Annotated in this window: 5 protein-coding genes, 1 tRNA gene and 1 rRNA gene; 6 read left to right on the top strand and 1 reads right to left on the bottom strand. The window is 70.3% G+C overall.

Annotated features, from left to right (window positions below):
- Positions 1 to 95: ribosomal RNA gene (gene rrf / locus ACF09C_RS35890) — 5S ribosomal RNA — on the top strand; the annotation flags it as partial.
- 4 nt (positions 96 to 99) lie between these two features.
- Positions 100 to 175 (top strand) — tRNA-Thr (locus ACF09C_RS35885).
- Positions 176 to 287: 112 nt separating this feature from the next.
- Here the strand turns inward: ACF09C_RS35885 and ACF09C_RS35880 are convergent.
- Positions 288 to 2,939, bottom strand: a complete 2,652-nt coding sequence (locus ACF09C_RS35880) for a SpoIIE family protein phosphatase (protein ID WP_392097659.1) — start codon at positions 2,937 to 2,939, stop codon at positions 288 to 290.
- 269 nt (positions 2,940 to 3,208) lie between these two features.
- Between ACF09C_RS35880 and ACF09C_RS35875 the strand changes: the two genes are divergently transcribed.
- From ACF09C_RS35875 to ACF09C_RS35860, 4 genes are all read left to right on the top strand, one after another.
- Positions 3,209 to 8,716, top strand: a complete 5,508-nt coding sequence (locus tag ACF09C_RS35875) for a HAMP domain-containing protein (RefSeq protein ID WP_392097657.1) — start codon at positions 3,209 to 3,211, stop codon at positions 8,714 to 8,716.
- Positions 8,717 to 8,957: 241 nt separating this feature from the next.
- The gene (locus tag ACF09C_RS35870) at positions 8,958 to 9,632 is read left to right on the top strand and encodes a response regulator (protein WP_362429098.1); all 675 of its coding nucleotides are present in this window, start codon (positions 8,958 to 8,960) and stop codon (positions 9,630 to 9,632) included.
- A gap of 127 nt (positions 9,633 to 9,759) precedes the next feature.
- A complete protein-coding gene (locus tag ACF09C_RS35865) occupies positions 9,760 to 12,573 on the top strand; it encodes a DNA translocase FtsK (protein ID WP_392097656.1) in 2,814 nt (937 codons plus the stop codon).
- Between the two features lie 218 nt (positions 12,574 to 12,791).
- Positions 12,792 to 13,619 (top strand): helix-turn-helix domain-containing protein, encoded by an 828-nt coding sequence (locus tag ACF09C_RS35860; protein WP_392097654.1) that lies wholly within the window; start codon positions 12,792 to 12,794, stop codon positions 13,617 to 13,619.
- Positions 13,620 to 13,643: the final 24 nt, after the last annotated feature.

Here is a 13,643-nt window from a genome sequence, read left to right as displayed (position 1 = left end):
AAACGCCCGGTTACATTCCGAACCCGGAAGCTAAGCCTTTCAGCGCCGATGGTACTGCAGGGGGGACCCTGTGGGAGAGTAGGACGCCGCCGAACTCCCGCCCTTTTAGCTCAGTCGGTAGAGCGTCTCCATGGTAAGGAGAAGGTCAACGGTTCGATTCCGTTAAAGGGCTCCAGCGAAAACAAGAAGGCCCCCGCCATCAGGCGGGGGCCTTCTTTGTTTTGTGCCGTGGGGGAGCTGACCGGAGCGGGACCCCGCTCTACCGGAGTAGAGCAGGGCCCCGATTCTCAGAGGGCCTTCAGGGGCTCCGGGATGCGCATGGCCAGGATGGCCATGTCGTCGGAGGCGGGCTCCTGGGCGAAGCGCTCGACCGCGCGGAGGATACGGGCGGCGACGGCGCCGGCCGTCAGGCCCGTACAGGTCTTGAGGACCTCGATCAGGCCGTCGTCGCCGAGCATCCTCGTACCCTCGCGGCGTTCGGTGACGCCGTCCGTGACGCAGAGGAGGACGTCGCCCGGTTCGAGGGTGATGGTCTGCTCGTACAGCTCCAGGTCGTCGATGACGCCGAGCAGGGGCTGCGGGTCGGCGGCCGGGACGACCGTGCCGTCCTGGCGGAGGCGCAGGGGCAGCGGGTGGCCGGCGCAGACGACCTTGAGGTTGGCGGAGCCGTCCGGCTGGGGCCACAGCTCCCCGTAGAGGAGCGTCAGGAAGCGGCTGCGGGCGCCCTCGTCGAGGATGGCGGCGTTGAGGCGCTCCAGGACGGCGGGGCCGCCGAAGCCCTCGCGGGCCAGCAGGCGCAGGGCGTGGCGGGCCAGGCCCGTGACGGCGGCGGCCTCCGGACCCGTACCGCAGACGTCGCCGATGGCGAAGCCGTAGGCGTTGTCACGGATCGGGAAGAGGTCGTAGAAGTCTCCGCCGACCTCGTTGCCCTCGCCGGCCGCGCGGTAGATGACCTCGACCTCGACGTTGTCGATCTGGGGGAGGCCGGGCGGCAGCAGGCTGCGCTGGAGCGACTGGCTGATCGCCATGCGCTCCGAGTAGAGGCGGGCGTTGTCCAGGGCGAGGGCGGCTCGGCGGGAGAGGTCCTCGGCGAGCTCCAGGATCTCCTGGCGGAAGTGGTCCTCGGACGGCTTGCCCAGGGTGAGCATGCCGATGACGCGGTTGCGGGCCACCAGGGGCAGGACCACCGTCTCGCCGCCGACCGCTGCGGCCGTGGCGAGGGTGGTGTCGATGCCCGAGGACAGCGGGCCGCTGCCGTGGCCGAGTTCGCGCATGGAGGTGGAGAGCGCGGCTCGGTGGGCGGCTTCGCCCGGGGCGGTCCAGACGCGGGCGCCGGGGGTGGGTACCGGGTCCGGCGGGGCGATGGAGGACAGCAGGGCCTTGAGGCCGTCGATGCGGTCCTCGTCCTCGTGCAGGACGTACGAGAGGTACGGGTCCGAGGCCTGGTCGGCGATCGTGTAGACGGCGCACCAGGTGGCGAGGGTCGGGACGGTCATCTGGGCCATGAGGGCCAGCGTCTGGTCGCGGTCGAGGGTGCCGGCCAGCAGGTCGGAGGCCTCGACGAGGAAGCTGAGGGAGCCTCGGCGGAGGCGTTCGAGCTCGCCGAGGCGGGCCGACTCGACGGCGAGCGCGATGCGGTCGGCGGCGAACTGGAGGCGCAGGGCCTCCTCGTTGGAGTAGCGGTTGGAGCCTTCGGCGGCGACGCCGAGGGAGCCGGTGAGGCGGCCCTCGACCTTCAGGGGCACGGTGACGACGGAGCGCATGCCGGTGCCTTCGAGGAGCGGTACGGCGCCGGGGACGGCCGCGAGGTCCTCGTGGACGGCCGGCATCCGGGCGGAGCCGTAGCGGCTGGCGCCGGTCTCCACGGGGACGCGGGCGAAGCGCTGGCGGGCGGAGGGGAGGCCGGTCGTGGCCCGGACCTCCAGCTCGGTCTCGTCGTCGGTGGCCAGCAGGAGGAAGGCGGAGTCGCCGTCGAGCATGTCGCGGGCGCGCTCCACCGTGCGCTGCAGGAGGCCGTCGAGGTCGTCGGGGGCCGGGGAGCCGATGAAGACCTCGAAGGGGTCCGTGGCGCGGCTCTCGGCGCCGGGGTCGGAGACCGCGGGGCGCTGCGGGGTCTGCAGGACGGCGCGCTCGGACTCCCGTACGAGGAGGCAGACCGTCGAAGGGTCTCCCACGGCGTCGCGTACGCGCAGGTGGGAGGCGTAGACGGGGATGACGCGACCGTCGGCGCAGCGGATGCCGTAGCTGCCCTCCCAGCGGGAGAGACGCAGGGCCTCTGCGAGGCCGGTGCCGATGCCGGGGGTGTGCGGCCAGGCGGCGAGGTCGCCGAGGGGCTTTCCGATGACCTGTTCGGCGGCGTAGCCGAAGAGCTCCTCCGCGTCCTCGTTCCAGGAGGAGATGGCGCCGCCGCGGTCGATCTGGGCGACGGCGACGCGGACGCGGCTGTCGGCGGTGGGGAGGAGGGCGTCGGGGAGGACCGGTCCTGCGGAGCGGGTGCCGATCGGGCGCTCGGGAAGATCGAGCTGGAACCAGACATGTTTGTGCGTGGACGTGTACTCGACGCCCCAGCGGGAGGCGAGTGCGGCGCACAGGAGGAGGCCCCGGCCGTTCTCGCGGTCGGGGTGGGCGAGCGTGCGGCCGCCCTGGACGGGGATCTCGCGCTCGGGGTAGCGGTCGGCCACCTCGACGCGTACGCCGTCATCGGCGCGCAGGCACAGGACGTCGGCGGCGGTGCCGGCGTGGATCACGGCGTTGGTGACGAGTTCGCTGGTCAGGACGACGGCGTCGTCGACGACCTCGGCGTATCCCCAGCCCTGGAGGGTGTCCCGGACGAAGGCGCGGGCGGTCGCCACGGACCGCCCTACCGGGTCGAAGGTGGCAGCCGCCCGCGCGGTGATCACAGAACTCCTCGTACGCGTTTCGACGCCCGGCTCCGCCATGGTCGGTCTGCCCCTCCCGCTGCGCCCGGTGGTCGTTTCGCGCCACCCCGCCCCCGCCGGGCGGCCCGGGGCGGTTGGACAGCCGGATGCCAGGTTACTTACCTTCGCTGTCCGGGCGGATGCCGGTCGCAACTGTTTCCGCCCTACGGGGGCGGGGACGCTATGCGAAGCTGCCGAACTGTTATCGCCAGGTTCGGCAGCGGTGAAACACTGGGCACGCTTGTGGTGACGGCCCGGGCAGTACGGTCAACCCCTTCGGGAGGGACACGGTGGAGTCTGGCACGGCGGCGCGGCGCGGTGGCGGCGGCACGACGCGCGCGAAGGGCGGACGGCCCCGGAGCGGTGAGACGGTGCAGGTGGACGCGGCGGCCATGGAGCGGCTGCTGGCCGCCCTGGTGTCGATGCGGGACGGGAACTTCCGTAAACGGCTGACCGTGTCGGGCGACGGGATGATGGCGGAGATCTCCGCCGTCTTCAACGAGGTCGCCGACCGGCAGATGCATCTGACCGGTGAGCTGTCGCGGGTCCGGCGCATGGTGGGGCGTGAGGGCAAGCTGTCCGAGCGTCTGGAGGCCGGGCCCAGCGAGGGTGCGTGGCTGGCGGCGATCGAGGCCGCGAACGCGCTCGTCGACGACATGACGCGGCCGGTCTCCGAGGTCGGGCGGGTGCTGTCGGCGGTGGCCGAGGGCGATCTGGCTCAGCGGATGGACCTGCGGTCGGAGGGGCCGGAGGGCCGGCCGCTGCGCGGGGAGTTCCTGAAGGTCGCCCGGACCGTGAACAACCTGGTCGACCAGCTGTCCGCGTTCACGGACGAGGTGACGCGGGTCGCCCTGGAGGTCGGTACGGAGGGCATTCTGGGCGGTCAGGCCCAGGTGCGGGGCATGTCCGGTTCGTGGAAGGACCTCACGGACTCGGTCAACACCATGGCGTACCGGCTGACGGCGCAGGTGCGGGACATCGCGCTCGTCACGACGGCGGTGGCCAAGGGTGATCTGTCCCGGAAGGTCACGGTTCATGTGGCCGGGGAGATGCTCCAGCTGAAGAACACCGTCAACACGATGGTGGACCAGCTGTCGTCGTTCTCGTCCGAGGTGACGCGAGTCGCCCGTGAGGTGGGTACCGAGGGCGAGCTGGGCGGCCAGGCGGAGGTCGCCGGGGTCGGAGGTGTGTGGAAGGACCTCACCGACTCCGTCAACACGATGGCGGGAAACCTCACCAATCAGGTGAGGGGTATCGCGGAGGTCACCACGGCGGTCGCCAACGGCGATCTGTCCCAGAAGGTCACGGTCAGTGCGCGCGGCGAGGTCGCGCAGCTCGCGGACACCATCAACCAGATGACCGAGACGCTGCGGACGTTCGCCGACGAGGTGACCCGGGTGGCGAGCGAGGTCGGTGCCGGGGGTGTGCTCGGCGGCCAGGCGCAGGTGCCCGGCGCGGCCGGCACATGGAAGGACCTGACCGACTCGGTCAACACCGTCTTCCGGAACATCACCACGCAGGTGCGGGACATCGCGCAGGTCACGACGGCGGTGGCCAATGGTGACCTGTCGCAGAAGGTCACGGTCAATGTGGCCGGCGAGATGCTGGAGCTGAAGAACACCGTCAACACGATGGTGGACCAGCTGTCGGCGTTCGGTTCCGAGGTGACCCGGGTCGCGCGGGAGGTCGGTGTCGAGGGTCTGCTCGGTGGGCAGGCGCACGTACCGGGCGCGGCGGGGACCTGGAAGGACCTGACGGACTCGGTGAACACGGCGTTCCGCAACCTGACGGGTCAGGTGCGGGACATCGCGCAGGTCACGACGGCGGTGGCCAATGGTGACCTGTCGCAGAAGGTCACGGTCGACGTGGCCGGCGAGATGCTGGAGCTGAAGAACACCGTCAACACGATGGTGTCGCAGCTGTCGAACTTCGCCGACCAGGTGACGCGGATGGCGCGTGACGTGGGCACCGAGGGACGCCTCGGCGGTCAGGCGCGGGTGGACGGTGTCTCCGGTACGTGGAAGGAGCTCACCGACTCCGTCAACTTCATGGCCGGCAACCTGACGTCGCAGGTGCGGCAGATCGCGCAGGTCACGACGGCGGTGGCGCGGGGTGACCTGTCGCAGAAGATCGACGTGGACGCGCGCGGCGAGATCCTGGAGCTGAAGAACACCATCAACACGATGGTCGACCAGCTCTCCGCGTTCGCGGAGCAGGTGACCCGGGTGGCCCGTGACGTGGGTACGGAGGGCCGCCTCGGCGGTCAGGCGCAGGTGCCGGGCGTCGCGGGCGTGTGGCGTGATCTGACGGACTCGGTGAACGGCATGGCCGGGAACCTCACCGCCCAGGTCCGTAACATCGCGGGCGTCGCCACGGCGGTGGCGCGGGGTGACCTGTCGCAGAAGATCGACGTGGACGCGCGCGGCGAGATCCTGGAGCTGAAGAACACCCTCAACACCATGGTCGACCAGCTCTCCAGCTTCGCGGAGCAGGTGACGCGGGTGGCCCGTGAGGTGGGTACGGAGGGCATCCTGGGCGGTCAGGCCGAGGTGCAGGGGGTCTCCGGCACCTGGAAGGACCTCACCCAGTCGGTGAACTTCATGGCCAACAACCTGACCTCGCAGGTGCGGAACATCGCCGAGGTCACCACGGCGGTCGCCAAGGGCGATCTGTCGAAGAAGATCACCGTCGACGCCAAGGGCGAGATCCTTGAGCTGGTGACGACCGTCAACACGATGGTCGACCAGCTGTCCAACTTCGCCGACGAGGTGACGCGAGTCGCCCGTGAGGTGGGTACGGAGGGCATCCTCGGCGGCCAGGCGCGGGTGCGCGGGGTCACCGGCATCTGGAAGGACCTGAGCGACAACGTCAACCTGATGGCCAACAACCTGACGAGTCAGGTGCGGAACATCTCCCGGGTCTCCTCGGCGGTCGCCAATGGCGACCTGACGAAGAAGGTGACGGTCGAGGCGCGCGGCGAGGTCGCCGAGCTCGCCGACACCGTCAACACGATGGTGACGACCCTGTCGTCGTTCGCCGACGAGGTGACGCGAGTCGCCCGCGAGGTGGGTACGGAAGGCGAACTGGGCGGCCAGGCACGGGTTCCGGGCGTCTCGGGCACCTGGAAGGACCTGACCGAGTCGGTGAACTCGATGGCGTCGAACCTGACGGGCCAGGTGCGCCAGATCGCCGCCGTCACCACCGCCATCGCCAAGGGCGACCTGACCAAGAAGATCGACATCGACGCGCGCGGTGAGATCCAGGAGCTCAAGAACACCATCAACACGATGGTCGACCAGCTGTCCTCCTTCGCGGAGGAGGTCACGCGGGTGGCCCGTGAGGTGGGTACGGAGGGCATCCTCGGCGGCCAGGCGCGCGTGCGGGACGTCGACGGCACCTGGAGCGACCTGACCGAGTCCGTGAACGAGATGGCCGGGAACCTGACCCGGCAGGTGCGCGCGATCGCGGCCGTCGCCACGGCGGTGACACGGGGCGATCTGAACCTGAAGATCGACGGCGTGGACGCGGCCGGCGAGATCCAGGCGCTCCAGGACAACATCAACACCATGATCGCCAACCTGCGCGACACGACCCTCGCCAACGAGGAGCAGGACTGGCTCAAGGGCAACCTGGCCCGGATCTCCGGTCTCATGCAGGGCAGGCGCGATCTGGACGACGTGGCCTCGCTCATCATGAGCGAACTGACGCCGGTCGTCTCCGCCCAGCACGGCGCCTTCTTCGTGGCGATGCCGACCGGCTCCGCGACCGGCGGCGCCGAACTCGGCCGGCAGGGGGAGAGCGCGTACGAGCTGCGGATGCGCGGCAGTTACGGCTACTCGGCCGGGTCCATGCCCACCTCGTTCCGGCCCGGTGAGACGCTCATCGGGACGGCGGCCGAGGAGAAGCGGACGATCCAGGTCAACGTTCCGCCGGGCTATCTGAAGATCTCCTCGGGGCTCGGCGAGGCCGCCCCGGCGCATGTGATCGTCCTCCCCGTCCTCTTCGAGGGGAAGGTGCTGGGTGTGATCGAGCTGGCGTCCTTCCAGCCGTTCACGCAGATCCAGCGGGACTTCCTCAACCAGCTCGCCGAGCTGATCGCCACCACGGTCAACACCATCAGCGTCAACACCAAGACCGAGGTGCTCCTGAAGCAGTCCCAGGAGCTGACCGAGCAGCTGCGGGAGCGTTCGGCGGAGCTGGAGCACCGGCAGAAGGAGCTCCAGGGCTCCAACGCGGAGCTGGAGGAGAAGGCCGAGCTGCTGGCCCGGCAGAACCGGGACATCGAGGTGAAGAACACCGAGATCGAGGAGGCCCGGCAGGTCCTGGAGGAGCGGGCCGAACAGCTCGCTGTCTCCATGCGGTACAAGTCCGAGTTCCTGGCCAACATGTCGCACGAGCTGCGGACGCCGCTCAACTCGCTGCTGATCCTGGCCAAGCTGCTCGCCGACAACGCGGACCACAACCTCTCGCCGAAGCAGGTCGAGTTCGCGGAGACCATCCACGGCGCCGGTTCCGACCTGCTGCAGCTGATCAACGACATCCTCGACCTGTCGAAGGTCGAGGCGGGCAAGATGGACGTCTCCCCGACCCGTATCGCGCTGGTGCAGCTCGTCGACTACGTCGAGGCGACCTTCCGGCCGCTCACCGCGGAGAAGGGGCTCGACTTCTCGGTCCGGGTCTCCCCCGAGCTGCCCGCCACGCTCCACACCGACGAGCAGCGCCTGCTCCAGGTGCTGCGCAACCTGCTGTCCAACGCGGTGAAGTTCACCGACTCGGGCGCCGTGGAGCTGGTCATCCGGCCGGCCGGGACGGACGTGCCGCAGTCGATCCGCGAGCAGCTCCTGGAGTCCGGTTCGCTGCGCGACCCGGAGGCCGATCTGATCGCGTTCTCGGTGACGGACACCGGCATCGGGATCGCCGCGGGCAAGATGCGGGTGATCTTCGAGGCGTTCAAGCAGGCGGACGGCACGACCAGCCGCAAGTACGGCGGTACGGGCCTGGGTCTGTCGATCAGCCGGGAGATCGCACGGCTGCTCGGTGGCGAGATCTACGCGGCGAGCGAGCCGGGGCGCGGCTCCACGTTCACGCTCTACCTGCCGCTGAGCCCCGGCGAGCTGCCCTCGCCCGGCTACGGGCCGGGGGAGCAGGGGATGGTCGACCCGCGCACGGGTCTGGAGGACGGCGCGGTGGACGAGATCCTGCCGCCGTTCCCGCCCGCGCCGATGGCGGCCGATCTGCGCTCCGGCGCGGGGGCGCTGTTCCGGCACCGGCGCAAGACGGTGCAGCAGTCCGGGTTCGACGAGCGGCAGCCGGCGCTGCCGGGCCAGCCGGCCCGTGGCGGTCAGGCCGAGCCGGCGGCGGCCGACGAGGAGCGGGTGGAGGCGGAGCCGCGCCGCACCTTCCTGTTCGGCGGCGAGAAGGTGCTGATCGTGGACGACGACATCCGTAACGTCTTCGCGCTCACCAGCGTCCTGGAGCAGCACGGGCTCGCGGTGCTGTACGCGGAGAACGGCCGGGAGGGCATCGAAGTCCTTGAGCAGCACGACGATGTGACGGTCGTTCTGATGGACATCATGATGCCCGAGATGGACGGATACGCGACGACGACGGCGATCCGCCGGATGCCGCAGTTCGCCGGGCTGCCGATCATCGCGCTGACCGCGAAGGCGATGAAGGGCGACCGGGAGAAGGCGATCGAGTCGGGTGCCTCCGACTACGTCACCAAGCCGGTCGACCCCGATCACCTGCTGTCGGTGATGGAGGAGTGGATGCGCGGAAACGGAAGCGAGGGTTGTTGACGCACTGTCGCCGCGGGCGTGTGAGAGGGCGGGATACGGGGAACCTTCTGGTCTCTCACCACGTTTCTGCTACGTGCACAGTGACATCGTGGTGACAGGGTGTGGCGACAGGCGGGGTGCGGCTACCATGACCGGCACAAGGACGGACGGCGCATGGGAGTCGTCTTCTGGGGCGGCGCCCGGTGCTTCCCCCGGCTCGGCGAGTCGGGGAGAGCCGATGCCGGGGCGAGGAGGACGGGGCATGGTGCAGAAGGCCAAGATCCTCCTGGTCGATGACCGGCCGGAGAATCTGCTGGCGTTGGAGGCCATTCTCTCCGCGCTCGATCAGACGCTGGTGCGGGCATCGTCCGGGGAGGAAGCGCTCAAGGCGCTGCTGACCGATGACTTCGCGGTCATTCTGCTGGATGTCCAGATGCCGGGCATGGACGGGTTCGAGACGGCCGCGCACATCAAGCGGCGCGAGCGGACCCGGGACATCCCGATCATCTTCCTCACCGCGATCAACCACGGACCGCACCACACCTTCCGCGGGTACGCGGCGGGCGCGGTCGACTACATCTCCAAGCCGTTCGACCCGTGGGTGCTGCGCGCCAAGGTCTCGGTCTTCGTAGAGCTGTACATGAAGAACTGCCAGCTGCGCGAACAGGCCGCGCTGCTCCGGCTCCAGCTGGAGGGCGGCGGTTCCGGCGGCCACGCCAAGGAGTCGGCAGGACTGCTCGCCGAGCTCTCCGCCCGTCTCGCGGCGGTCGAGGAGCAGGCCGAGGCGCTGTCCAAGCAGCTCGACGACGACTCGGCGGACGCCGCGGCCGTCGCGACCGCCGCCCATCTGGAGCGCAAGCTCACGGGGCTGCGGCGGGCTCTGGACGCCCTGGAGCCCGGTGCGGGCGGACCGTCCGTGCTGCCCTCGCAGAGCTGACGTGGCGTCAAGGTGTGGGCGCCCGCGGTGAGCGGGCGTCAGTTTCACGCCCTCGTAAGGACGACACGAACGGGTGAGCCCGGATGGGCACGTGTCCGACGCGGCTCACACCGGTAACCTCAGCATCATGGCCTCACGTACGTCCGGCAAGGGTTCCCAGGGCGCGGCGGGCACCGCGAAGCCGCGCGCCGGCCGTACGAGCGGCGCCGCGAAGAAAGCGGCGCCCGCCAAGCCGCCCGCGAAGAAGACCGCGGCGAAGAAAGCCGTGCCCGCCAAGCGCGCGCCCGCCAAGAAGGCCGCCGCGAAGAAGCCGGCGCCCAAGCCCGCGCCGTCCCCGACCGGGGGCGTGTACCGGCTCGCGCGCGGGCTCTGGCTCGGGCTCGCGCACGGCGTGGGGGCGCTGTTCCGGGGGATAGGGCGCGGAGCGAAGGGGCTCGACCCCGCGCACCGCAAGGACGGCCTGGCGCTGCTGCTGCTCGGCGTCGCCCTGGTCGTCGCCGCCGGTACCTGGTCCAACCTCCGGGGCCCGGTCGGCGACCTCGTCGAGATGCTCGTCACCGGGGCGTTCGGCCGCCTCGACCTGCTCGTGCCGCTGCTGGTCGGCGCGATCGGCGTCCGGCTGATCCTGTACCCGGAGAAGCCCGAGGCCAACGGCCGGATCGTCATCGGTCTGTCCGCCCTCGTCATCGGGGTGCTCGGACAGGTCCACATCGCCTGCGGCTCGCCCGGCCGGGGCGAGGGCACCGAGGCCATGCAGGACGCCGGTGGGCTCATCGGCTGGGCGGCGTCCAAGCCGCTGATCTTCATGACCGGCGAGGTCCTCGCCGTACCGCTGCTCGTGCTGCTCACGATCTTCGGCCTGCTCGTCGTCACCGCGACCCCCGTCAACGCCATCCCGCAGCGGCTGCGCGCGCTCGGCGCCCGGCTGGGCCTGGTCGAGCCGGCGTACGACCCGGAGGCCGACGAGGAGGCCTACGGGGACGACTGGCGCGGGGCGCGCGAGGCGCGGGAGGGCGACCCGCAGCCGGGTGCGCGCGCCCGGCGCACGCCCTCCGGTGCCTCGCAGGTGTACGACGTCGACCAGGCCGAGGAGGAGGCGCTCACCCGGCGCAAGCGGCCGCGCAGGCCCTCGGTGCAGCCCGCCTTCGACCGGCCCATGGACGCGGTGGACGTGGCCGCCGCGGCGGCCGCCGCCCTCGACGGCGCCGTGCTCAACGGCATGCCGCCCTCCCCGCTGGTCGCCGGCCTGACCCGGGACGTCACCGCGGAGCGGGCGGCGGCGGTCGCCGCGGCCGCCGCCGAAGCCGCCAGGGCGGACGAGGCCGAGGCTCCGTCGGCCCGGCCGGTGCCGGGTGCCCGCGCCGAGAAGGCCGGCCGCCTGCCCGGCTCCGTACCGGACCTCACCAAGCCCGCGCCGGAGCACACCGAGCTGCCGCCGCGCGCGGAGCAGCTCCAGCTGTCCGGGGACATCACGTACGCGCTGCCCTCGCTGGACCTCCTGGAGCGCGGCGGGCCCGGCAAGACGCGCAGCGCGGCGAACGACGCCGTGGTGGACTCGCTCTCCAACGTCTTCACCGAGTTCAAGGTCGACGCGGCCGTCACCGGCTTCACGCGCGGGCCGACGGTCACGCGGTACGAGGTCGAGCTCGGCCCGGCCGTGAAGGTCGAGAAGATCACGGCCCTGACCAAGAACATCGCGTACGCCGTGGCCTCCCCGGACGTGCGGATCATCTCGCCGATCCCCGGGAAGTCCGCGGTCGGCATCGAGATCCCGAACTCCGACCGGGAGATGGTCAACCTCGGCGACGTGCTGCGGCTCGCCGCGGCGGCCGAGGACGACCACCCGATGCTGGTCGCGCTCGGCAAGAACGTCGAGGGCGGCTACGAGATGGCCAACCTGGCGAAGATGCCGCACGTCCTGGTCGCCGGTGCCACGGGCTCCGGAAAGTCCTCGTGCATCAACTGCCTGATCACGTCGATCATGATAAGAGCGACCCCCGAGGACGTCCGGATGGTGCTCGTCGACCCCAAGCGGGTCGAGCTCACCGCGTACGAGGGCATCCCGCACCTGATCACGCCGATCATCACCAACCCCAAGCGGGCCGCCGAGGCGCTGCAGTGGGTCGTGCGCGAGATGGACCTGCGCTACGACGACCTGGCCGCGTTCGGCTTCCGCCACATCGACGACTTCAACGAGGCCATCCGCAACGGCAAGGTCAAGCTGCCCGAGGGCAGCGAGCGCGAGCTGAAGCCGTACCCGTACCTGCTGGTGATCGTGGACGAGCTGGCCGACCTGATGATGGTCGCGCCCCGGGACGTCGAGGACGCCATCGTCCGGATCACCCAGTTGGCGCGCGCGGCCGGCATCCACCTGGTGCTCGCCACCCAGCGGCCCTCGGTGGACGTGGTGACCGGTCTGATCAAGGCGAACGTGCCCTCCCGGCTCGCCTTCGCGACCTCCTCGCTCGCCGACAGCCGGGTCATCCTCGACCAGCCCGGCGCCGAGAAGCTCATCGGCAAGGGTGACGGACTGTTCCTGCCGATGGGTGCGAACAAGCCCGTCCGTATGCAGGGCGCCTTCGTCACGGAGGCCGAGGTCGCGGCCGTGGTCCAGCACTGCAAGGACCAGATGGCGCCGGTCTTCCGGGACGACGTCACCGTCGGCACCAAGCAGAAGAAGGAGATCGACGAGGAGATCGGCGACGACCTGGACCTGCTCTGCCAGGCCGCCGAGCTGGTCGTCTCCACCCAGTTCGGCTCCACCTCGATGCTCCAGCGCAAACTGCGGGTCGGCTTCGCCAAGGCCGGCCGGCTGATGGACCTGATGGAGTCGCGCAACATCGTCGGCCCGAGCGAGGGGTCGAAGGCGCGGGACGTGCTCGTCAAGCCGGACGAGCTGGACGGGGTACTCGCCGTCATCCGGGGGGAGAGTACGGAGTAGCCGGGCGGCTGCCTGGCCATAACGAGACCCGGCCGAGACTCACTCGTAAGGGAACTTGGGCAACCGTTTCCCTTGGCCGTACGTCAAGTTGGAGGGAGGGACAGAAGGATGTCCCAGCCTCATGGCGTACAAACAGCGTCCGCCCGGTTGCCCCACCCTTTCGTACCACCCATAGACTGAACGTCCAGCAGGTGGTTACACGCTCGAAAGGCGCTCTCGTGTCCATCGGCAACTCCCCCGAATCCCCCGAAGACGACCGGAACTCCCCGGCAGACGACCGGGATTCGATCGGTCGTGCCCTCCAGCAGGGCCGGATCGCCGCCGGTCTCACCGTCGACGAGGTCAGTGCTTCCACGCGGGTCCGCATCCCGATCGTGCACGCGATCGAGGAGGACGACTTCTCCCGCTGCGGTGGCGACGTCTACGCCCGCGGGCACATCCGTACGCTCGCCCGCGCCGTCGGACTCGATCCCGCGCCACTGATCGAGCAGTACGACGCCGACCACGGCGGACGGCCCGCGCCCACCCCCGCGGCGCCGCTGTTCGAGGCGGAACGCATCCGCCCCGAGCCGCGCCGACCCAACTGGACCGCGGCGATGGTGGCCGCGATCGTCGCCGTCGTCGGGTTCGTCGGCTTCACGATGTTCAACGGGACCGAGACGAAGGACGGCGCCGGCGCCGTCGCCGAGGGCCCGGCTCCGGAGAAGAAGCCCGTCACGCCGACCGCCAAACCGACCAAGACCGCCCCCCAGCCGGTGCCGAGCGCCATCGCCGCGGTGCCGAAGGACAAGGTCACCGTCAAGCTGACCGCCCTCGACGACAAGAGCTGGATCTCGGCCAAGTCGAGCAACGGGAAGCTGCTCTTCGACGGGCTCCTCCTCGAGGGCGAGTCCAAGACCTTCCAGGACGACGAGCGCGTCGACCTGATCCTCGGCAACGCCGGCGCGATCGAGCTCTTCGTGAACGGCAAGAAGATCGAAGAGAAGTTCGAATCTGGTGCCGTCGAGCGGCTCTCCTACGCCAAGGGCGACCCCGAGGCCGGATGATCCCCCGGGCGACCGTCGCGCAGG

Origin of the sequence: Streptomyces sp. NPDC014870 (assembly GCF_043081505.1) — a bacterium.
GTDB lineage: Bacteria > Actinomycetota > Actinomycetes > Streptomycetales > Streptomycetaceae > Streptomyces.
This window is presented reverse-complemented; position numbering and strand designations above follow the sequence as displayed.